Consider the following 20,484-nt stretch of genomic DNA (forward strand, 5'->3'; position numbering starts at 1 on the left):
GTCCGCGCCCCCATTCCCAACCAGAAGCTCAGTGGGCCGGGGTTGCGGTACACCGCCGAGTTCACGCCTGAAGGAGTCCGCCACCTCACCGCAAGTCAGCGCTTCCCGGCCCATCGGCTCGTCGACCTACTCCGCGCTCCTCCGTGATGGCGAGCGCCGCCACAGCAGCGATATCACGCATGTCCACGAAGCTGGTCCGTCCATGATTGCCGGGAACCAGAATCTTCCGCAATCTCCTGACGGTACGTCGTGGAGAGGTTTTGCATAAAGAAGCTGGACTCCAGCATGTATAGGGTATACCGGTGGCCCTCAGGTGCTTCTCGGTCTTCGCGGGATGCATCATGTAGAACAAAAATAAATGAGCAAATTGGGAGTGCGATAAATAGACCTCTTGCGAAAGTCACGATCGGCAGGCTTGGGTGAGGTTGCACAGCGCTGCGATGAGCTGAACCCGGAGTGCAAACCGACGCCGCCGATGTCGGTACACGCCCTTCAGCACACGGAAGATCTTCATGCGACGGATCATATGCTCGATTGCCTGCCTGGTATGCGCGAGGACACGGTTGTCCTGGCGCTGCTCCGCGGACAGAGGCGACGCCTGCGTCGCCTTATGGGGGGTAAGGGCGTGCCTGTGGCTTCTCCACAGGCCCTGATACCCTGCATCTCCAATAAGCGCCGTTTGGTGAGGAAAACGAACGCCTGACTGACGAAACAGCTTTAGGTCATGAACCGCCCCAGCGCTCGTGGCGGTGCCCAGGATGCGCTGCGTCACTGTGCACATCAGCACCTGAAATTTCAGGGTGTGCCGCTTTTTCTTGCCGCTGTACCACGCGCGCTGCTTTTTTTGGGCCGTTCACAGGGCACTTCGGAAGCATCGACCGCGACGATGCTGTACACGAGTTGTGCTTCCTGAAACACGCGTTTCTTGGGCAGCTGGAACCGTGCACTGGCAATCAGAGCCGCTTCCACGCGTTCCACCGTGCGATGCACGGTGGCTTCGTGCACACCCCAGTCGTCACCCAGGTGGGCGAAGGTCCGGTACTCGCGCCAGAATTCCAGGGTCATCAGCAGTTGTTCCGCCACGCTGAGCGCGGCGGGGCGGCCTGATTTCTTTTTCTGTCCTTCGCGTAGGGTCAGCACCTCTTCCATCTCAGCAAACGTTTCCGGGTAGACCCCGGTGCGTCGACGGAACTGCTTGCGATTCATCTTCAGCGTGCGTGTCAGACGGTCTCGCTCCACCCTCCCAGCTTAGCCTACGACTTTCGCAAGAGGTCTAATAGACCCTTCTGAGGGAGAGGTAAGGGACGTAATTAAGTACCTGACAACATCCATCTACTCCTAGGGCCTCGGTTACGCGAATATAGTCAACTCCTGGAGCATAAGTTTTGTGCTGAGCACGTCCTGTAGTTGCTGAAGTACAACCGCAATTGGATCCTCGCCTCGCCCAAGAATATGACCGATCTACTAATGCTAAACAAATCGTCTTTTTAAAGACTTACCAGGATACAGGGATTTCAAGGGCCTGCTCAGTGTGGCGGTTGATTTCGAGAAGGCGATGTTGTGTCTGTTCACCATCCAACCAAGTTAGGAGAAGTAACGTGTTTGGACGATCGTTGATGTAATGGGGTACTATCTGTCACTCCGGCTGAAACAGTAGATGGAGCGTCTCCGGCTGGGTCAGGCATACCTCTGTAGGCGGGCCCTGCCGCTGATGCAGCCACCAGCCCAACTGCATCAGGCCAGCATGTCGCAACCCCTCACGGTAGCCATTATGCCAACCATGACTGTGATCCCCACTATTAATGATGAGTCGTCCGTACTTCGCGCTACTTCTGCCCGTAAAACCTGGTTCAATATACTTGATCAGATAGATATTACTACGAGTTTCTCCAATCAATAGGGCAGGATTCAGACTAACTGAGTATTCTTGGATGCGTTCGCTCAGTCTTTCTTTGGCATTTTCTGTAAAGGTAACGTGTACTTCATTTGTACTAGTAATCTTGTGTTTTCCATGCCGTGTTCTCCTTGCTACGAGGGCGTATGATGTAGTGATTATGTTGATACAACAATAAACACGTATGAAATTCGAATAGACTAAAATGCTTCCAAACCAAACAATATGATTGGTAAATTGCGTGATTCTCTTGAGTGAATCAAATATGCTGCTATAATAAAAATTACTTCAAATATAAATACACTTTCTCTTCTATTGTAGTAACAAAACTTCTCATCCAAGAACGCCATTTAGGGCTTGCAAAGAGGCCAGATGAGATTACCCAGCACGGTGAGGAACAGCATCCTATGGCACTTGAGGAGGACGGCTTTGCTAGGAACCTCTCGTCATCGGGCACGAGCATTCCTCGTCACCTGAAGCCCAGACACCACCCTCCCAGAGGATCCTTAGCCACGCTTGCCCAATCCCTAAGTGGGTTCTCCAGAGAGGCACCTCCCGTAGGGCGACTTCAACATACCATGGCTTTAAGTGATATGGCTTTAATTGCATGGTTTTGATCTGGATGTCCTGGCCACCTTAATATGGTGGCGAAAACGGACAAGGGGCCGACAGAGTCCAGGGTGACCTTTGGCAGGCGTCTTCGTGAGGAGCGGCAGAAACGGCAGATGACGCTGGAGGATTTGGCCGAGGCGAGCGGCATCACCTGGTCCTACATTGCTCAGGTCGAGGTGGGACGCAGAAATATCTCCGTGGATAACATGCACTTGCTGGCAGCGGGGGTAGGCGTGCCGCTCAGAGAGTTGTTGTAGTAGCCACAGCGTGAGATTGAGGGCTATGGTCCCTCCCCACGAGCAGCATCTGCTCCACTTGCGTGGTCTGCGGCGGGCGAATCAGGAAGAGGTCCGTAACAGGACCCGCTGGATACGTCCTGGGGTTCCAGAACTCCAGCCGGGCCACCTCTAGCTCGGGGGCCGAACAGTTCGCGCAGGTCGTCCGGATGCCCATTCTCCACGTGTGGGGAGTTCGCGCATCACCTCCCGTCCCACGTTGCCGCTCGCGCCCGTCACGGCGATCTGGCGTTCCCTTCTGTCCAGATCAACGTCACCCATCCTCAGCTCGTTTCAGTCCCTTGCCAAGGATGGGCGGCTCCCCCTGAGACCCTCTACAAATGACGTGATGCAAACGAAGGGGCCGGACGAGACAGTACTCAAGACTGTCTCGTCCGGCCCCAGTGGAAAGCCTTAGCGACTAGCGGCGGCCCCGTCCGCCCCGGCCCCGCGCGGGTTGCGGTCCCACACGGCCCTCACCCACGCCAGCAGGTTGGGGCTGCGATGACCGACCCTGACCGGAACGCTGGCCTCCAGAACGCCCTCCGGAATTCTGTGGACCCGAGTGCTGTGCCCCCGAGCCGTCACCCCGCTGGCCCTGCGCGCTGCGTCCGGTCTGGCCGCGCCCCGCGCCGTTCTGGCTGCCGCGGTTGCCCTGGCTCCCGGTGCGGCCTCCTCCCTGGCCGCCGTCTACGCCGTTGCCCGAGCCCCGGCCCTGCTTCTGCTGAATGGCGCGGTCGATCTGGCCTTCCTCGGGCGTCAGCGGCGGCTGCAGGGCAGCGGGCAACCCCCGGCGGACCGTCTGCCAGAGTCCGCGCTGCTCGGGAATGAGCAGCACGAGGTTCACGCCCGGACGCCCGGCGCGAGCGGTACGGCCCGAGCGGTGGACGTGGTCCTCGGCGGTGGAGGCGATGTCCATGTGGATCACCAGGCGCACCTCGGGCAAGTCGATGCCGCGTCCAGCGATGTCGGTGGCGACGAGGATACGCGACTGACCCTCGCGCAGCAGGGTCATGGTCCGCTCGCGCTTCTTTTGGTCCATGTTGCCTTCGAGCGGACTGACCATTTCACCGGGCAGCAGGGCCTCAAGTTGCTGTGCGCGCCGCTTGACGAGGGCCTTGGTGCGGCTGAAGACCACGACGCAGCCGCCAGGCTCGCGCAGGGCTGAGCGGGTGTATTCGGCGGCCACGTCCAGCACCTCGTCGCGCGTCGTGTGGACGAGCAGGTGCGTCGCGCCCGTCGCTCCACCCAGCACATCGCCCTGGCGTTCCGTGTCCTCGGCCCGTCGGGCCGGAGCCACGTCAATGCGCTCGGGGCGGTGCATGAACTGCTCGGCGATGGCGCGAATCTCCTGCGGGAAGGTGGCCGAGGCCATGGCGATCTGCAGGGTGTCGCGGCCCGCAGCCGCCGTCGCTGCGCGCAGGATGTCGCCCACGTCCCGCAGGAAGCCCAGCGAGAGCAGTTCGTCCGCCTCGTCGAGCACCACGTAGCGCAGCCCGGCCAGCCCGAGTTCGCCGCGCGTGATGAGGTCCTTGAGGCGGCCCGGCGTGCCCGCGATCAGGCCCTTGCCGCTCGCCTCACTGCGGGTCTGCGCGGGAGTGATGCCGCCCGTGATGCGTCCGGCGGGCAGGCCGAGTTCACGCGCCACGTCGCGGATCTGCACGGCGAGTTCGCGGGTGGGGGTAATCACCAGCACCTCGGGCCGCATGCCCCGCACCTCCCGGGTGCCGATGCCCCGCGCGGCGGCGGGAATCAGGAAGGCGAGCGTCTTGCCGCTGCCGGTCCGCGCGGTGGTGATCACGTCGCGGCCCTGGAGCAGCGGCGGAATGGCGGCGGCCTGCACGGGCGTTGGGGTGCGGTCGCCCAGCAGCGTCTGCCAGTTCTCACCGGTGAGGCTGGACGAAACCGGAGCTGGGGCCGTTTCCCGGGATCCACGCCTGCCCCTCGCAGAGCGGTCCTGCTCAGCGGTGGTGGTCTTGTCGGAGGGGGGCCTGTTTGGGTTTGAAGTTCGGGTCACATGGGTCCTGTCTGCCGCGCCTCCCGGTGGGTGCAGCGGTGGGGTAGATGGGGGTGGAGGGCCAGCACTTCGGAAGGGGCATCACCGGGCCAGGCTCCGCCGAAGAGGCCAGGGCGGACGGCCCTCGTCTCCCCCATCATGCCTGAAGCGGCCTCTCTCATGGGCAGCAAATCGTCCCGCCCCCCGCCAAAAGGGTGTCTCGTGCTGATCATCACCCGCGACCCCGAGTGGGCCGCCGAACACTCGACCACCTGTGGGACGGAAAAATTCAGGAGTTTTAGGGTTGCTCGTCACGTGACGAGCAGCCCACTGCAGGCGTCGCCAGAGGCAGCCGGCGCAAATTGACCGATGGTCCCGGGACGGGCTAGCTTCACAGGCATGAGGCGTGCGCCGACCCTGCCCAGGCTGCCTCCGCACGGCTTTCGGCTGTCCGTGCGGAGAGCGGGAACGCTGAAGTCTGCCAGTGCCCGCCACTTCACACCACCTCGGATCACGAGGCCGGGCAATGGCGGTTTCCCCAACTGCCCCACCAGCATGATCCCCGGGGAATACCCGGAGGCGGCAGGTCATGTGTGGGTCCCGCCCCGCCCTGCCCACGCCACCTTGCGAGAGTGGGGTACCCCGTTCCCGAGGTAGTCCCCACGGCCGCGCGGCTGGTCCGGCCCGTTCCGCTGCTGCTCAGCGGCCTGATGGCCGCGTTTTTGCTGCTGCCCACGCTGGCGCTGCTGAGCCGGGGTCTTGGGGCAGGCTCCCTGCCGCTGCTGCGCTCGCCCGCCGTGCTCGACGCCCTGCGGATCAGCGCCCTCACCACCGGCACGGCCCTTGCGGTCACGCTCGCGCTGGGCACCCCCGTCGCGTACCTGCTCGCGCGGCGACGCTTTCCAGGGCGGGTGGTGCTCGACGCGCTGCTCGACCTGCCCATGGTGCTGCCGCCGGTGGTGGCGGGCGCCGCGCTGCTGCTGACCTTCGGGCGCGTGGGCTGGCTGGGCCAGGCCCTCTCGCTCGCGGGCGTGGAGTTGGCCTTCACGCCCGCCGCCGTGGTTCTGGCGCAGATCTTTACGAGCGCCCCCTTCTACGTACGTGCGGCGAAGGCAGGCTTTCTCGCCTTCGATCCGGAGGTGGAAGCGGCTGCGCGGGTGGACGGCGCGGGAGGGGCTGCCACCTTTTTCCGGATCACTCTGCCGCTGGCCCTGCCCTTCCTGCTGGAGGGTGCAGTGCTCGCCTGGGCGCGCTCACTGGGCGAGTTCGGGGCCACCCTGTTGTTTGCTGGGAGTCTTCAGGGGCAGACCCGCACTGTGCCTCTGGCAATCTACACGGCGATGGAAAGTGACCTTGCGCCTGCCCTGGTGCTCAGCGCCCTGATGGTGGTGCTGGCGTTCGGGGTGCTGCTCGCCCTGCGGCTGATTGCGTCAAGACAGGCCTGAAGCGCGGCCGACAGTGGCGCCCTCCAAGGCGTGTTAGCGTTCGGCCATGACCACAGTTGCGGACGCGACCGTCACCGAGGTGTTCTTCGATTTCCTCTGCCCCTTCGCCTGGCGCGGCGTCGAGCTGGCCGACGTGCTGCGGCGGGAGCGCGGGCTGAGTTTCCGCCTGCGCCACTTCTCGCTCGTGCAGGGCAACCACCCGGAAAATCCAGACCGCAAGGCCCCGACCTGGTGGCTTCACGAGCAACCCCAGGGCGAGGGCGGCGCACACCAGCAAGCCAGCCTGCGCAGCTTTCTCGCGGCTGGCGCCGCCGCCGAACAGGGCGAGGAGGCGGGATGGGCCTTCACGCTGGCCCTGTTCCGGGCCCGCTTCGAGCGCAAAGCCGAACTGGATGAGCAAACCGTGCAGGACGCGGTAAGGGTGGCCGGGCTGGACCCAGAACGCTTCGCAACCGATCTGGCCGACGAGCAGGCCCGGCGGGACGCGCTGGCTGGGGACCTGCGCGCTTCTTCAGCGCTGGGCGTATTTGGCACCCCGACGTTCGTGCTCCCCGATGGGAATGCGGCCTATCTGCGCTTTTCACAACTCGTGCGGGAGGCTGGGCAGGCGGAGCAACTCTGGAATCTGTACACCGAAGTGCTGCATTCGGGTGCAGGTATCGAGACGATCAAGCGGCCCCGCTAAAAACCAAAAAAGGCCTGTAGGACGGACCGAACATGTTGTTTTAGACTCGAGTCTAAAACAACATGTTCGGTCCGTCTGGTGCCAGGCTCAGGCGAGCGCGCAACTCGCGGATCATCTCCCCCTTCTGCCCACTGCTGATGCCGCGTAACACCCAGGCCTTTACGTCCAGGGGGTCTTCGAGTCCCTCGTCCAGGGCCAGGCGCAGGGTATCGAGTTCGGTGAGCTTGAGGTCGTTGCGCAGCAGGAACGTCAGGGTCCGCATGACTTCCTCCACTTGACCTTCCCGGGGCAAAGCCCGAAGGGCGGTGTCCGCCTCCAGATCCCTTTCCTCCTGTGAAGGCCGAGAAGGGGCCTGCGGAGCTTTACGTGGTCTCTTCCCCTGAGGGGTGTCCTGCTGAGCCTTGTAGGGCCCTCCAGAGACCGCTACGGGCACCTCCGGGTTCATATACTTGCCTGGGTTCTTCAAAAGATCTACGAAAAAGGCGGGACGGCTGCGCGGCTTGTACCCCTCGGCCACGATGGCCTGATAGCGGGTGAAGGTATCGGCAATCAGCGCTTCCCCGTGCTCCCGGACGAGTTGCAGGGCGCGGGTCGGCGTGATCCCGATATCGGTCAGCCCTTGCATCAGCAGCGGATCGGGCGGGATGAAGGCCTCACCAAATGTGTAGTGGAGGAGCTTTTTCTTGCCGCGCCCGAGATACTCGACGCTTTTGAGAAACCCCTTTTCAATCAGCTCCTCGTGAGCGGCGTCGAGCGTGCGGACCGCCAGGCTGGGCCGATCGGTGATGATCTTGCAGGCTTCGGCCCACTCCATAAGTCCCACCTCGTACGACATGGCGACCTGCTCGGGATTCTCGGGGTCACGGCGCTGGGCGTCGAGCAGGCGGTACAGGGCGCGTGTGGGCGGCCGCTTGAGGGTCTGCATAAAGCTCAGATCGAGCGGTTTGATGAACCCAGAGCGCACGCTGCGGGCGATTTCCTGCGGCAGGGTGATCTTCAGGATGCTGCTGGCGTCCAGGCGCTCGGCCTCGCCCGAGGAGAATTCCAGCCGGTCGATGTACCGGAAATTCACGTTGGTCCAGCGCTTGCGCGGGTGGTCACGCCACCCCTCGGCGATGAAGTAGTTCGTGGTTGTCAGTCGCCGCAAACTCTCGTCCAGGGCGGCGTAATAGCGCCCGCTGGTGTCCAGGCCCGCCATCTGCAGGAGCTGGTAGGGCGTGCAGGTGACCGTGCCGTCGGTGGGCGCGCCCTGGTCGATGTACAGGTTCACGAGGGCCGCCGTGATGTCGGTGTCGATGCCGTGCGGCACCCCGTACTCAGGCATGGCCTGACAGGTCACCCGGTATCGGCGGTCCCCGTCTTCAAGTTCCACCGACCAGTCGCGGTAGCCGACCGGGATCCGTTCCTGAACGCTGATGAGGCTCAGCCGGGCAATATTCAGTTCGTCGAAGCGCTTGATCTCTTTCTCGGTCACGGACCCCCCTTGTTGTTGTTTTTTAGATCTTTAAATCTTTTAAAAAAAGATATGTTGTTAACATCATCAAGCGGCGGGGCGACTCGTGTGCTGGACGGCAAAAAAAGGGTCAAACGGCGCAAGTTGTCCGATAGTTCGGCGCAAGTTGTCCGATAGTTTTGGGGGTCAAACGGCGCAAGTTGTCCGATAGGTAGACCCCAAACGGCGCAAGTTGTCCGATAGCAACGGCGCAAGTTGTCCGATAGGTAGAGTTTGGAAACGGCGCAAGTTGTCCGATAGTTGTGGGGAAAAACGGCGCAAGTTGTCCGATAGTTGGGCTTCAAACGGCGCAAGTTGTCCGATAGGTAGAGTTTGGGGGAATGTACACCCCAGGGCAGGCGTGTCAGACACAGGAAAAGGGGAAACGGCGCAAGTTGTCCGATACCCTCTCATCTAAAAACGGCGCAAGTTGTCCGATAGGTAGAGTTTGAGAGTGTAGACGTAAAATCTATATCAAATTCTGCTTCTATAAGAAAAATTCCCCTTAGAAGACTCCTCTGCAGGTCAGTTCTCCTCCGGTTTCCTCTCCCGGTCTCCAGGACGGGTGAAAGGTTGTGCACAGGGAGATCCTGAGCGCACTTGGTTGAAGCGGCATAAGGCAAAACGGCACAAGTTGTCCGATAGTCTCCGTTCCTGTCTACCCCTCTGGTCGCCACTGCTCGTCATGTGACGAGCAAGTCGCTGTTCGTGGCGGAAATTCGCGCTAGGCTGATAGAAATGCGAACGCTGACGTTCTTCAACCACGCGGGGGGAGTCATGAAATCGAGCCTCACGCGGGACGTGGGATACACCCTGTCGCAGGCCGGCCTGCGGGTACTCGTGGTAGATCTCGACCCGCAGGCCAACCTCACCGACTGGCTGGGGGTCAGTGGTGTGACGCGGGAGCAAACGGTGTACACCACCGCCACCAGCGGTGATCCCCTCCCCTCCCCTACCGCAGTGCACGGCCTGCACCTCATTCCCAGCGACGTTTCACTGGCGCTGGCTGAGGGGCAGATGATGGGCGTGGTAGGCGCGCACCTGCATCTGCGGCAGGCGCTCCAGGCCGTCTCGGATCAGTACGACGTGACGCTGATCGACAGCCCACCCAGCCTGGGCCAACTGTCCATTCTGGGTGCCCTCGCGGCGGATCACCTGATCGTGCCAGTGCCGACGCGGCAGAAGGGAATGAACGCCCTGGCGGGTCTATCCGAAGCGATGGCGACTTACCGCAAGCTGCGGCCGGATCTCACGGTGGCGCTGTACGTGCCCACCCTGTATGACGCCCGGCGCTCCCATGACCGGGAAGCCTACGCCGCCCTTCAGGGCATGCTCCGGCCGTTGGCAAGTCCCATTCCAGATCGCGGCGCAGTGTGGAACGACTCGGCCAGCGCTGGACAGCCGGTGGGCCTGTACGCGCCGGGTTCGCCCGTGCATCAAGACGTCTTGCGGGCCACCGCCGAGATTGCAGCGGCCTCACGCCTCGAGGTGACAATTCCTGGAGGGAAGGCGTGACCCGCAAGGCGAGGCCGGCCATCGGTGCCCGCCTGAGCGGCCTGGTGGAAGGCGTGGGAACCCTTGGGCAGCCCGCCACCATGACCCTGCTCCTTTCGGATTTGCAGCCCGGCGCCTTTCAACCCCGCGTCCATTTCGGTACAGAAGCGCTGGAAGAACTGGCGCACAGCATCCGGGAACAGGGAGTTTTGCAGCCTCTGCTGGTGCGCCCTCTCCCAGGCGGACGCTACGAGATCGTGGCCGGAGAGCGCCGCTGGCGGGCCGCGCAGCAGGCCGGTCTGACCGAGGTGCCCGTCCTGGTACGGGACCTCACCGATGCACAGGCGCAGCTGGCCGCCGCCGTCGAGAACCTGCAGCGCGAGAACCTCAACGTGATGGAGGAAGTGCGGGCCCGCCTGCAGGTGGCGGCGTCCACCCTGGGTGTTTCTCCAGAGCAGGCCGTGCCCCGGCTGTTCGCCCTGGACCGTCGTCCGGACGAGGATCCGGAGACAGTGGCACGGCTGGACGCCCTTTTCGCCGCGCTGGGACGGGAAAGCTGGCGAAGCTTCGTCAAGAACCGCGCCGCCCTGTTGAATTTGCCCGAAGACGTTCAGGAAGCCGTGCGGACCGGCCTCGACTACCGCAAAGCGCTGGTGGTCGGTCGTGTGGAGGACCGCGAGCAGCGCCAGGGGTTGCTGGAAGCTGCGCGAGCCGGAGCGACGGTGCAGGCCCTGCGAGAGCAGATCGCGGACCCACAGGAAAGGCGGGCCGATCCCACGCAGGCAGTCCTCCGTCGACTGGCGGACCGTAGAACGTTGGCCGGGTTGGAGGGGGCGCGCAGGCGCAAGATCGAACGCCTCCTCCAACAGATCGGTGAACTGCTGGACAGTGCGGAAACGTAGAGGAGAGGACTGCTCGTCACGTGACGAGCAGAGGGAGAGCCGGGGCGTCTAGCCGTCGCGGCGTGCCCTTTCGCGCAGTTGCTGGGGCGTGAGGGGACCACCATGTCCGGGCAGGATGACCCTGAGGTCCAGTTCGGTGAGGAGCCGCAGGGTCTGAACCGCCTGGGCGTGATCGTCGTTGTAGGCAGGGCGGGGAAGATGGGCCCCGTTCGGGCCACTGATCACGGCGTCTCCCGCGATGAGCACGCCACCTCGCAGGAGGCCAATCTGCCCACGGGAATGCCCTGGGAGAGGCAGGACCTCCCAGCCATAGACGTGTTCGCCCGGAAGAACGGCCCGCAGAGCGGACGGCGGCACTTTGGGATGCAGCCGCGAGATGATCTGTCCTACCCGGGGCGCTCCCGCCGGATAGGGGAGGTGGTGCTCCTGGCCGGTGAGCAGGGGACATTCCAGCGGATGGGTCAGGATGGGCACGCCTGAGCGCGCCGCCAGGAATGCACCACCCGAGTGGTCCACATGCGCGTGGGTCAGGAGCAGGGCGTCGGGCCGGAAGTCGCGCAGCACCCGGGCAAAGCGGGGGGTATGCGCCAGACTCCCCGAATCCACCATCACCCGGCCCTCGGGGGTGTGCAGCAGGTAAACGTTGGCATACAGGGCATGGACCGTTACCCCCTCCGGGAGCGGGCTCACTCGTCCTCCCCGCCCGCCTCCCGGTCCTGCTCCGCGAGGGCGGAGGTGAGGAGAGGTCCTTCTCCAGGCATGACGGCGTAAGCGCAAAGGGCCAGGAAGGAGGCGTCGGAAGCGGCGGCGCTCACACCCAGGGTCAGTTCCACACCGTCCCCAAGTTGCGAGAGGACGTAGTTCACCGCGCCCTCCGGGTTAATCTCACGGGGCAGCAGGGTGAGTTGATCGGGGGCCGAGAGCAGCCGGAACTGTCCCCGAAAAGGCCCCTCGTCCAGCCAGGTCTGCCACTCCCGCGCTGCTGCGTCCAGGGCAAAGGGAACCCCGTGCGGATGCCGGACCGTCACCATCAGGGGAAGCCCACCGCGTTCGTGCAGTTCGGCCTCGGTGCCGAGTTGACCCAGCCAGCCGATGTGCTGGGCCGCCTGATGGGCCATTCGCAGCGCGCCCTCGCGCTCCCCCAGCGTCTCGGTTGTCAGCCTGCGCCACGCGGCGTCCTCCTCGCCGTCAGGCTTCAGTACCACTGCTCCGTGCCGCAGGATTTGCCAGGAGGTAAAGGCCGCGGGCACATTCAGCAGGCCCTCCTCGTCCAGCCCGGTCACGGGAATCCACTCGGCGGCCTCCAGCAGGCGGGCGAGGACTGGGGCTGTGGGGGAGAGGTCTTCTTCCCGGCCCTGCGGCGCGAGAAAGCCAACCGGATTCACGAAAGCGACGATCATGGACGCACTCTAGAGCGGCCAGGCAGCATACCGCCTGGCCGCCAAACCCTTTTTGGTGGTCTGAACAGCCACTGAAGGTTCAAGCTCAACCCTGCCTTCATCCCCACGGGAACGGACTATTCAAATTGAGGTCAAAGTGATATCATATTGATCGGAGGTAGGGTATGAGCGAACTGGAAAAGCTTCCGCAAACGGTTGGTCCTGAGGGTGGGGTGTCTCCCAATCCAGCGGTGGCAAGCGTCGAGCGGCGCGCTTTCGGGTTGCCGGGAGTGCCTGCCGTGCTGCTGTGGCTGGCGATGGCGGCGGCGACGGTAGTGGCCCTGGCAACCACACCGCTGCTGGGCGTCTTGCTGGGCATCCTGACCTTTCTGGGGCTGATCGGCTTTTTCGTCGTGCAGCCCAATCAAGCCAAAGTGCTCACCCTCTTTGGACGCTACGTGGGGACCGAGCGGCGCAACGGCTTCTACTGGACCAATCCCTTCACGGTGCGCAAGAACGTGTCGCTGCGTATCCGGAATTTCAACTCCGAACGCCTGAAGGTCAATGACCAGATGGGCAACCCCATCGAGATCGCCGCCGTCATCGTGTGGCGGGTGGTGGACACGGCCCGCGCGGTGTTCGACGTGGAGGATTACCAGGGCTTCGTCGCCATCCAGGCCGAGACGGCGCTGCGCCACCTCGCCGCCCAGTACCCCTATGACGAGTACGAGGGCCAGAGTTTTTCGCTGCGCGGCAACCCCGAGGAAGTGGCCGAGGCGCTGGGGCGGGAACTGGCCGCCCGCTTGCGGCACGCGGGGGTGGAGGTGTTGGAGGCGAGGCTCTCGCACCTGGCCTATGCGCCGGAGATCGCCGGGGCCATGCTGCAGCGCCAGCAGGCGAGCGCGATCATCGCCGCGCGGCAGCAGATCGTGCAGGGCGCCGTGGGCATGGTCCAGATGGCGCTGCAGCAACTCTCCGAGCAGGACATCGTGCAACTCGACGAGGAGCGCAAGGCGCAGATGGTCAGCAACCTCCTCGTGGTCCTAACGAGCGAGCGCGGCACCCAGCCGGTCGTGAATGCCGGGAGCCTGTATTGAGTGGTCCCCAACGGGCACAGCCCGAGAAGGCGAGGTGAGGCGCTGTGGCCCGCAAGAATTTTCCCCTGCGCGTGAACCCCGAGTTGTACGCCGCTCTGGAGCGCTGGGCCTCCGACGAACTCCGCAGCGTGAACGCGCAGATCGAGTACCTGCTGACCCAGAGCGTGAAACAGGCCGGGCGCTGGAAGGCGGGAGCCGAGGAAGTTCGCCCGGATGGAGACAGCAGCGCGGAGGAGTGATCTGCAACAAGAGGGGGGGCAGCCGTCTACGTTCCGGCTGGCCCCCCCTCGTCCCATCAGCCTTGCTGCGCCGGGAGAATCTGATTGTCGGTGAAGGTCCCGTCGTTGCCGCCCTCCGCAGAGCAGGCCGTCAGGCCCACCTCGAGGTCTACCGCGGCGGGCAGCGCCAACCGTTGCCCGGCCTCTGGGGTGGGGGCCCGATGGTTACCTGGCCCAGAGCGTCCACGAGCGCGCCCATAAAGACGTTGAGGGTGGTGTGGTCCAGTGTGATGCCGAACAGCGCAAAGGCCCCCACCAGGAAGAGCGGCTCGGATGTCCGTTCGCGGTGCCAGGCGGACGGAGGAGTTCGCAGGTTCCGGTGGAGCAGGAAGTCGCGCCGACCCGTATCGTTGCGCAGCAGGGTGACCATCGGGCGGTTGCGGTTGCTGTACAGCACTGCCCGCAGGAGAGCCGTTCGTCACGGTCTGAAGCGGCAAAGGCCATCAGGTCTGGTCCCTGCTCGCCCTGGGGATTGATCACCAGGGCGAGAGGGCAAAGAGAGGAGGTCAGCTCTGGAGCGTCAGACCAGACGCACCTCCCCCCTCGTCGGCAAATCACACCGGATTGGCGCAGGCTCTACGGTAGGGTCAACGTCGCGTAAAGGCATTTTTCCGCTCTGGCTTCCTTCGTCAGAGAAGGGGGCGAGGCGCACTCCAGAAGGGTTGCTCGTCACGTGACGAGCAAACGAAGAGGAGGCAGCCGTGGATGGGCTGCCTCCTCTTCCACACGCTTTTTTTGCTTTACGCCTCTTGCGCTGCTCTCAGCAGTTCGCCGCTGGTTACCACCTCGCGCAGGGCCAGGAGTTCGGGGCGGAAGTAGCGGTCACGCTCCAGCGGCGGCACCGTTTCGCGGATGCGGTGAAAGGCGGCCTGGACGCCAACCCCAGCCTGCAAAGGCTGAAAGCCCAGCGCCTGCGCCGCGCACATCAGCTCGATGCTAAGCACGTTTTGCGCGTTCGTCAGGATCTGGCGCAGCTGCCGCGCGCCGTGTGCGCCCATGCTCACGTGGTCTTCCTGGTTGGCGCTTGTCGGAATGGAGTCCACGCTCGCCGGGTGGGCCAGCACCTTGTTCTCGCTGACGAGGGCCGCCGCCGTGTACTGGGCGATCATGTAGCCGCTGCTGAGTCCACCCTCGCGCGTCAGGAAGCCGGGCAGACCCGACAGCGCTGGGTTGAGCAGCTGCTCGGTGCGGCGCTCGCTGATGGATGCGAGTTCGGCCACCGCCACCTTCAGTGCGTCGGCCGTCACTGCCAGGGGTTGACCGTGGAAGTTGCCTCCGGAGATGACCTCACCCGTCTCGGGGAAGATCAGGGGGTTGTCCGTCACCGAGGCGAACTCAATCGCCAGTACCCGCTCGGCGTGCATGAGGGTGTCCAGCGTGGCTCCGTGGACCTGGGGCACGGCGCGCAGGCTGTAGGCGTCTTGCACCTTGCCGCAGTTTGCGTGCGCCGGGGCGATGGCCGAGTCCCGCAGGAAAGTGCGCAGCTCCCCTGCCACTTCCACCGCGCCTGGATGGGGCCGCAGGCGCACCACGCCTTCGGAGAAGGGGCGGTGACTGCCCGACAGCGCCTCCACTGTCATCGCGGCCGCGAGGTTGGCGGTGTGCAGCAGGATCCGGGCGTCGTGCAGCGCGAGGGCCAGCAGGCTGCCCATCAGTTGGGTGCCGTTGATAAGGGCCAGGCCCTCTTTGGCCTCAAGCACCAGCGGCGTCAGTCCCAGCTCGGTCAGCACGTCCGCCGAGGGCCGCACCTCGCCCCGGTATTCGGTCTCACCCAGGCCGATCAGCGCGAGCGCGAGGTGGGCCAGCGGCGCAAGGTCTCCAGACGCGCCAACGCTGCCCTGGGCAGGCACCACCGGACAGGCTCCGGCGTTCAGCAGCGTCAGCAGCGCCTCCACCACCTCCACGCGTACGCCGGAGTGCCCGAGCGCCAGCGATTGCGCGCGGAGCAGCAACATCCCCCGCACCACTTCGGTGGGCAGCGCCTCACCTACGCCAATGGCGTGCGACACGATCAGGTTGTGCTGCAGCTGCGTCAGCTCCTCGCGCGCGATGCGGATGCTGGCGAATTTGCCGAAGCCCGTGTTGACGCCATACACGGCTTCCGTGCCTTCCACAATCCCTTCGATGACGGCGCGGGCCGCGAGGACACGCTCCCGGGCAGCGGGGGAGAGGGTGACGGGTTCGGCGTGGCGGACGACACGGATGAAGTCCGCTAAGGTCAATTGCTGATCGAGAATCACCTTGAATGCTCCTTGAAGTGTTGCCCGCCGACCCACACGTCGCGCACCGGATTCGCCCCCAGCGCGTAGGCCAGATCGCGCCAGTCCGCCGAGTGCAGCGCCAGAAAGTCGGCGCGCTGTCCGGGGACAAGCGCGCCCCTATCGTTCAGGCCCAACGCCGCCGCCGCGTTGGCCGTCGCGGCCGTCAGGGCCTCCGCCGGAGTCAGGCCGCACAGGCGCACGGCAAGCGCGAGGGCGAGCCCCGCGCTGAAGAGGGGAGAACTGCCCGGGTTGAGGTCTGTGCCCACAGCCACGCATGCGCCCGCGTCCACCAGTTTCCGGGCGGGCGCGGCGGGCAGGCCGAGGTGGAGCGTGACGCCGGGCAAGACGGTGGCGATGGTGCTCGACGAGGCCAGCGCTGCGACCTGCGCCTCTCCGCTCGCTTCCAGGTGGTCCACGCTGAGCGCCCCCACCTCGCAGGCCAGTTCGGTGCCCCCGACCGCGTGAAATTGATCGGCGTGCAGCTTGACGGCCAGTCCGTGCTGCCGCGCGGCCGCAAGGATGGCGCGCGTCTCGTCCACACCAAACGCCTCGCGCTCGCAGAACACGTCCACGGCCTCGGCCAGTCCTTCGCGGGCCACCTGAGGAATCAGCTCCCCGCAGACGGACTGAACGTAATCGGTTCGCCCGGTTTGCGGCGGCACGTGGATCAGCAACGTGGCCACCAACGTCACGGAAATGATGGGCTGCAAGGCCCGCACCGCCCGCAGCATCCGTATCTCGGCCCCGAAGTCCAGCCCGTAGCCGCTCTTGACTTCGATGGTGGTTGCGCCGCTCACCGCCAGTGCCCGTAGACGGGGCAGGGCCAGCTGCACAAGTTCGGCCTCGTCTGCCGCTGCCGTCGCCCGCATGGTGGAGCGGATGCCGCCACCCCGCGCGAGGATCGTTTCGTAGGGCACGCCCTCCACCCGCGCTTCAAAATCGGCCAGCCGGTCTCCGGCCCAGACCGCGTGGGTGTGCGGATCGGTCAGCCCAGGGACGACGGCCACGCTTCCGAAGTCGTGAAGATGGGCAGCAGCAGGTGCGTCGCGGCGAGGCCCCACCCAGGAGACAAGGCCGTCACGAACGAGCAGGGCGGCGTCGGGGACAACGGTCAACTCGCGCATCGCCGGGCCGCGCTGGGGGCCCGGCGCGGGGGTGACGAGCTGAGAAATTCCTGTAAACAGCGTCTCAGCCACCTAACACCTCGCACAAAATCTCCAGAATGAGGCGGGCTGCCAGCAGCGAGCTGCGCTCCGAGGAGTCGAGATTGGGGGCGAGTTCCACCACGTCCACGCCGACAAGTCGGTGACGGCGGGCAACTTCGCGAATTACCCGCATCGCCAGGGCGTAGGTGAAGCCGTCGGGCTCGGGGCTGCTTGTGCCCGGCAAGACCGCTGGGTCGAAGGCGTCCACATCCACGCTCAGGTAAACGGAGCGGCCCTCGGGCAGCGCCCGCAGCACGGACGTGAATTGCGCCTCCACGTCCTCCATCGGCACCAGGGTATGCCCCCGCGCCCGCGCGGCCGCCACGGCTTCAGCGTCGAACCGCAGCCCGCGCAGCCCCAGCGTGGTGATGTGGACGAGGTTGGGAAGTTCCTCGGCGGCCCGGCGGAAGGGACTGGAGTTGCTGTAGCGTGTGCCGTTGCGTATGTCGGTGAAGTCGAGGTGGGCGTCGAGCTGGATGACGTGCAGCTCAGGCACGTCGTGGAAGGCGCGTAGCAGCGGGTACGTCACGCTGTGGTCGCCTCCCAGAAAGACGGGCAATCTGCAGCGCTCGCGCACCTGTCTCGCCGCTTCAGTGATGCGCTTGCGCGCCAGTTCCGGCTCCAGGCTGGGCAGCACCACGTCACCTGCGTCCGCGAAAGTCACGCCTCCGAGCCGTGTTCGTCCGTCCAGCCCGGTGAAGGGCGGCACAAAGCGCAAAGACGCCTCCCGCAACGCCCGGGGCGCGAAGCGGGCTCCGGGCCGGAAGCCCAGCGCGATATCGAAGGGGATGCCCAGAACGCCCACGTCCGCGCGCCAGTCTCCACCCGTTTCAACGAGGGGCGCGCGGGCAAAGGAGGCGACGCCGCCGTAGGGAAGGTGGGAGGGCGGTCCCTCCATCAGCGTTGCCCTTTGCTGGCATCCTCAATGCCCAGACTCGGCAGGTCCAGCCCCCGCTCCTGCGCCACGTCCAGCGCCTTCTCATACCCCGCGTCAGCGTGGCGAATCACGCCCATGCCGGGGTCGTTCGTCAGGCAGCGGGCGAGGCGGGCGGCGGCCTCGGGCGTGCCGTCGGCCAGCGCCACCAGTCCGGCGTGCTGCGAGAAGCCCAGGCCCACGCCGCCGCCATGGTGAAAGCTCATCCAAGCCGCACCCGACGCGATACCCACACCGAAATTCAGCAGCGCCCAGTCGCTTACGGCGTCCGAGCCGTCCTTCATCGCTTCGGTCTCCCGGTAGGGGCTGGCGACACTGCCCGCGTCGAGGTGGTCGCGCCCGATCACGATGGGGGCCTTCAGGCGGCCGTCGGCCACCATCTCGTTGAACAGCAGGGCGGCGCGGTCGCGCTCCTTGTAGCCCAGCCAGCAGATGCGCGCGGGCAGGCCCTGGAAAGCGATCTGGTCGGCAGCGTAGGTCAGCCACGCCTGCAGCCGCTCGTCTTCGGGGAAGAGGTCGAGCAGCGCCCGGTCCGTCGCCCGGATGTCCTCGGGATCGCCGGAGAGGGCCACCCAGCGGAACGGGCCCCGCCCCTCGCAGAAGGAGTCGCGGATAAATGCGGGCACGAAGCCGGGGTAGTCGAAGGCGTTTTCCACCCCTGCCTCGCGCGCCCGGTGGCGCAGGTTGTTGCCGTAGTCGAAGGCCACAGCGCCGCGCTTTTGCAGTTCCAGAATGGCCCGGACGTGGTTCGCCATCGCCTCGTAGGCCCGCTGGCGGTACGCTTCGGGCTGCTCAGCGCGCAGTTTGTCGGCGTCCTCGTCGGGCTGGAGGACTGGGATGTAGCCCCACATGGGATCGTGGGCGCTCGTCTGGTCGGTCACGAGGTCTGGGGTCCAGTCCATCTCCACGAGCATGGGGACGAGTTCAGCGGCGTTGCCCAGCAGGCCGATGGAGCGGGCCACGCCCTGCGCCTTGTAGCGCTCAGCGCGCTGAATCGCGTCCGCGAGGCTGTCGGCCACCTCGTCCAGGTAGCGCGTTTCCAGGCGGCGCTCAATGCGGTGCGGATCGATCTCGACGTTGATGCTCACGCCGCCCGCGAGCTTGACCGCCAGCGGTTGCGCGCCGCCCATACCGCCCAGGCCCGCTGTGACGGTGATGGTGCCCTTCAGAGAACCGCCAAAGTGCTTTCTCCCCGCGCTGGCAAAGGTCTCGTAGGTGCCCTGGAGGATGCCCTGGGTCCCGATGTAGATCCAGCTTCCGGCCGTCATCTGGCCGTACATCATCAGCCCCGCCTGATCGAGCCTGTCGAACTCCTCCCACGTCGCCCAGTGGGGCACCAGGTTGGAGTTGGCGAGCAGCACGCGCGGCGCCCACTCGTGCGTCCGCAGGACAGCCACCGGCTTGCCCGACTGGATCAGCAGCGTCTCGTCGTCATTGAGGCGGTCCAGCGTCTCCACGATCCGGTGAAAGGCGTCCCAGTTCCGCGCCGCTTTGCCGCGTCCGCCGTACACGATCAGTTCGCCGGGGTTCTCGGCCACCTCCGGGTCGAGGTTGTTCATCAACATCCGCTTGGCGGCTTCCTGAATCCAGCCCTTGGCGGTCTTCTCGGAGCCACGGGGCGCGCGAATTACAGGGGCACTGGGGGAGGCAACGTCAGTCATGGGCGTCCTTTCGGAGTGAGGCGAGGGGTGGAGTGGATTGCGCCGCCATCGTCCGCCTTCCGGAAGCAGGCCACAAGTCGTATTTTCGGAATAACCGGAAAAGGTAGACTTGGGCCGTGCCCCGCACCCTCGCCACCGTGGACAGCGCCGTCCGTGTGCTCGAAGCCTTCGACGCAGACCGCACCGAGTGGACCCTGACGGCCCTCGCGGTCCATCTCGGCGAGGCCACCTCCACCCTCCACGAGCAGCTCACCACGCTGACGGCGGGCGGGCTGCTGATGCGGGTGGGACGGGGGCGCTACCGACTGGGCTGGCGGCTGCTCAAGCTCTCCAGCGCGCTCTACGGCTCGGTGCCGTGGTACGCGCCGGCGCACGACGCGATGAACGCCCTGGCGCGAGGAACGCACCTGCTCGCCTTTCTCTGCGTGCTGGAAGCCGGTCAGGATCAGGCGCAGGTCCTGTGCATCGCCCGCTCCGTGCAGGGACGGGACGGGCCGCCGGTGGTGGGAGAAACCGACTTCGTGCTGCCGCCCCACGCCACGGCGAGCGGCAAGCTGCTGTACGCCCTGGCGGGTCTGGACCTTCCTCCAGACGCTCCCCGCTTCACCCCACACACCCTGGCGGCGCCCTGGCCGGAGGAAGCCCGCCGAATCCGCTTGGACCGCCTGGCCCTGACGCGGGACGAGTGGGCGGTGGGCACGAGCGGGCTGGCCGTGCCCCTGGTGGGCGAGGGGGGAAAGGTGATCGCCGCCCTGGGCCTGAGCCTGCCCACCGCCCGGCTGCGGGAACAGGAACGCCTGACCCGGCGGCTGCGTGACGCGGCGGACGGGGTGGCCTGGACGCTGGGGCACCGTCCGGGGTCTTGAACCCCGTC

At 65.3% G+C, this 20,484-nt stretch carries 21 protein-coding genes; 8 read left to right on the forward strand and 13 right to left on the reverse strand.

Translation table 11 applies throughout. The features are described from left to right. Window positions 1-85 precede the first annotated feature (85 nt). From B9A95_RS33210 to B9A95_RS04710, 3 genes are all read right to left on the reverse strand, one after another. The gene (locus B9A95_RS33210) at window positions 86-232 is read right to left on the reverse strand and encodes a hypothetical protein (RefSeq protein ID WP_170928419.1); all 147 of its coding nucleotides are present in this window, start codon (window positions 230-232) and stop codon (window positions 86-88) included. A 168-nt stretch (window positions 233-400) separates the two neighbouring features. Further along, window positions 401-787 (reverse strand): transposase family protein, encoded by a 387-nt coding sequence (locus tag B9A95_RS04705; protein WP_245808063.1) that lies wholly within the window; start codon window positions 785-787, stop codon window positions 401-403. 8 nt (window positions 788-795) lie between these two features. Beyond that, the gene (locus B9A95_RS04710) at window positions 796-1,206 is read right to left on the reverse strand and encodes a transposase family protein (protein ID WP_084045069.1); all 411 of its coding nucleotides are present in this window, start codon (window positions 1,204-1,206) and stop codon (window positions 796-798) included. A 1,329-nt stretch (window positions 1,207-2,535) separates the two neighbouring features. On the opposite strand from B9A95_RS04710, the gene B9A95_RS36070 reads away from it, so the two are divergent. Further along, window positions 2,536-2,763 (forward strand): helix-turn-helix domain-containing protein, encoded by a 228-nt coding sequence (locus B9A95_RS36070; protein WP_084045770.1) that lies wholly within the window; start codon window positions 2,536-2,538, stop codon window positions 2,761-2,763. Between the two features lie 150 nt (window positions 2,764-2,913). On the opposite strand, the gene B9A95_RS33215 is transcribed toward B9A95_RS36070, so the two are convergent. Then, window positions 2,914-3,063 carry a hypothetical protein gene (locus tag B9A95_RS33215; protein ID WP_170928420.1) on the reverse strand — a complete coding sequence of 50 codons (150 nt, stop codon included), beginning with the start codon at window positions 3,061-3,063 and terminating at the stop codon, window positions 2,914-2,916. A gap of 139 nt (window positions 3,064-3,202) precedes the next feature. Then, the gene (locus B9A95_RS04720; RefSeq protein ID WP_139806451.1) at window positions 3,203-4,798 is read right to left on the reverse strand and encodes a DEAD/DEAH box helicase; all 1,596 of its coding nucleotides are present in this window, start codon (window positions 4,796-4,798) and stop codon (window positions 3,203-3,205) included. A gap of 611 nt (window positions 4,799-5,409) precedes the next feature. Here B9A95_RS04720 and B9A95_RS04725 point away from each other — a divergent pair. Next, window positions 5,410-6,222, forward strand: a complete 813-nt coding sequence (locus B9A95_RS04725) for an ABC transporter permease (RefSeq protein WP_342744559.1) — start codon at window positions 5,410-5,412, stop codon at window positions 6,220-6,222. Window positions 6,223-6,268: 46 nt separating this feature from the next. Then, window positions 6,269-6,907, forward strand: coding sequence for a DsbA family oxidoreductase (locus B9A95_RS04730; RefSeq protein WP_084045771.1), 639 nt, complete (start codon window positions 6,269-6,271; stop codon window positions 6,905-6,907). 52 nt (window positions 6,908-6,959) lie between these two features. On the opposite strand, the gene B9A95_RS04735 is transcribed toward B9A95_RS04730, so the two are convergent. Continuing rightward, window positions 6,960-8,381: a replication initiator protein A gene (locus tag B9A95_RS04735; RefSeq protein WP_084045772.1), complete on the reverse strand. Its 1,422-nt coding sequence runs from the start codon at window positions 8,379-8,381 to the stop codon at window positions 6,960-6,962. Between the two features lie 756 nt (window positions 8,382-9,137). Between B9A95_RS04735 and B9A95_RS04740 the strand changes: the two genes are divergently transcribed. After that, entirely contained in the window at window positions 9,138-9,914 is a 777-nt protein-coding gene (locus tag B9A95_RS04740; RefSeq protein ID WP_084045773.1) for a ParA family protein, read from the forward strand. Further along, on the forward strand, window positions 9,911-10,795 hold the full coding sequence (locus B9A95_RS04745; RefSeq protein ID WP_084045774.1) for a ParB/RepB/Spo0J family partition protein: 885 nt from the start codon (window positions 9,911-9,913) through the stop codon (window positions 10,793-10,795). The genes B9A95_RS04740 and B9A95_RS04745 overlap by 4 nt, the downstream gene beginning before the upstream one ends. A 48-nt stretch (window positions 10,796-10,843) precedes the next feature. On the opposite strand, the gene B9A95_RS04750 is transcribed toward B9A95_RS04745, so the two are convergent. Next, window positions 10,844-11,485: an MBL fold metallo-hydrolase gene (locus B9A95_RS04750; RefSeq protein WP_245808138.1), complete on the reverse strand. Its 642-nt coding sequence runs from the start codon at window positions 11,483-11,485 to the stop codon at window positions 10,844-10,846. Next, entirely contained in the window at window positions 11,482-12,195 is a 714-nt protein-coding gene (locus B9A95_RS04755; protein ID WP_084045775.1) for an HAD family hydrolase, read from the reverse strand. The genes B9A95_RS04750 and B9A95_RS04755 overlap by 4 nt, the downstream gene beginning before the upstream one ends. A 164-nt stretch (window positions 12,196-12,359) precedes the next feature. On the opposite strand from B9A95_RS04755, the gene B9A95_RS04760 reads away from it, so the two are divergent. Next, a complete protein-coding gene (locus B9A95_RS04760) occupies window positions 12,360-13,271 on the forward strand; it encodes an SPFH domain-containing protein (RefSeq protein WP_084045776.1) in 912 nt (303 codons plus the stop codon). A 44-nt stretch (window positions 13,272-13,315) separates the two neighbouring features. Continuing rightward, window positions 13,316-13,510 (forward strand): type II toxin-antitoxin system antitoxin, encoded by a 195-nt coding sequence (locus tag B9A95_RS04765; protein WP_084045777.1) that lies wholly within the window; start codon window positions 13,316-13,318, stop codon window positions 13,508-13,510. Between the two features lie 148 nt (window positions 13,511-13,658). Here B9A95_RS04765 and B9A95_RS04770 read toward each other — a convergent pair whose 3' ends face one another. From B9A95_RS04770 to hutU, 5 genes are all read right to left on the reverse strand, one after another. Then, complete coding sequence (locus B9A95_RS04770; protein WP_084045778.1) at window positions 13,659-13,946, reverse strand: DUF1989 domain-containing protein; 288 nt, start codon at window positions 13,944-13,946, stop codon at window positions 13,659-13,661. Between the two features lie 343 nt (window positions 13,947-14,289). Continuing rightward, window positions 14,290-15,789, reverse strand: a complete 1,500-nt coding sequence (gene hutH / locus B9A95_RS04775; RefSeq protein WP_084045779.1) for a histidine ammonia-lyase — start codon at window positions 15,787-15,789, stop codon at window positions 14,290-14,292. After that, the gene (hutI, locus tag B9A95_RS04780) at window positions 15,786-17,006 is read right to left on the reverse strand and encodes an imidazolonepropionase (protein WP_084045780.1); all 1,221 of its coding nucleotides are present in this window, start codon (window positions 17,004-17,006) and stop codon (window positions 15,786-15,788) included. The genes hutH and hutI overlap by 4 nt, the downstream gene beginning before the upstream one ends. After that, window positions 16,999-17,913 (reverse strand): arginase family protein, encoded by a 915-nt coding sequence (locus B9A95_RS04785; protein ID WP_084045781.1) that lies wholly within the window; start codon window positions 17,911-17,913, stop codon window positions 16,999-17,001. Before B9A95_RS04785 ends, hutI begins: the two co-directional genes overlap by 8 nt. Further along, complete coding sequence (gene hutU, locus B9A95_RS04790; protein WP_084045782.1) at window positions 17,913-19,610, reverse strand: urocanate hydratase; 1,698 nt, start codon at window positions 19,608-19,610, stop codon at window positions 17,913-17,915. Before hutU ends, B9A95_RS04785 begins: the two co-directional genes overlap by 1 nt. Window positions 19,611-19,726: 116 nt before the next feature. On the opposite strand from hutU, the gene B9A95_RS04795 reads away from it, so the two are divergent. After that, window positions 19,727-20,476 carry an IclR family transcriptional regulator gene (locus B9A95_RS04795; RefSeq protein WP_084045783.1) on the forward strand — a complete coding sequence of 250 codons (750 nt, stop codon included), beginning with the start codon at window positions 19,727-19,729 and terminating at the stop codon, window positions 20,474-20,476. Window positions 20,477-20,484: the final 8 nt, after the last annotated feature.

The sequence above is a fragment of the Deinococcus hopiensis KR-140 genome, assembly GCF_900176165.1.
Taxonomy (GTDB): domain Bacteria; phylum Deinococcota; class Deinococci; order Deinococcales; family Deinococcaceae; genus Deinococcus; species Deinococcus hopiensis.

What these genes read in the sequence shown, in the direction of transcription:
- B9A95_RS04710 (WP_084045069.1), bottom strand. Translation starts at nt 1,206, where the DNA reads ATGAATCGCAAGCAGTTCCGTCGACGCACCGGGGTCTACCCGGAAACG.
- B9A95_RS36070 (WP_084045770.1), top strand. Translation starts at nt 2,536, where the DNA reads ATGGTGGCGAAAACGGACAAGGGGCCGACAGAGTCCAGGGTGACCTTT.
- B9A95_RS33215 (WP_170928420.1), bottom strand. Translation starts at nt 3,063, where the DNA reads ATGGGTGACGTTGATCTGGACAGAAGGGAACGCCAGATCGCCGTGACG.
- B9A95_RS04730 (WP_084045771.1), top strand. Translation starts at nt 6,269, where the DNA reads ATGACCACAGTTGCGGACGCGACCGTCACCGAGGTGTTCTTCGATTTC.
- B9A95_RS04740 (WP_084045773.1), top strand. Translation starts at nt 9,138, where the DNA reads ATGCGAACGCTGACGTTCTTCAACCACGCGGGGGGAGTCATGAAATCG.
- B9A95_RS04755 (WP_084045775.1), bottom strand. Translation starts at nt 12,195, where the DNA reads ATGATCGTCGCTTTCGTGAATCCGGTTGGCTTTCTCGCGCCGCAGGGC.
- B9A95_RS04760 (WP_084045776.1), top strand. Translation starts at nt 12,360, where the DNA reads ATGAGCGAACTGGAAAAGCTTCCGCAAACGGTTGGTCCTGAGGGTGGG.
- B9A95_RS04785 (WP_084045781.1), bottom strand. Translation starts at nt 17,913, where the DNA reads ATGGAGGGACCGCCCTCCCACCTTCCCTACGGCGGCGTCGCCTCCTTT.
- hutU (WP_084045782.1), bottom strand. Translation starts at nt 19,610, where the DNA reads ATGACTGACGTTGCCTCCCCCAGTGCCCCTGTAATTCGCGCGCCCCGT.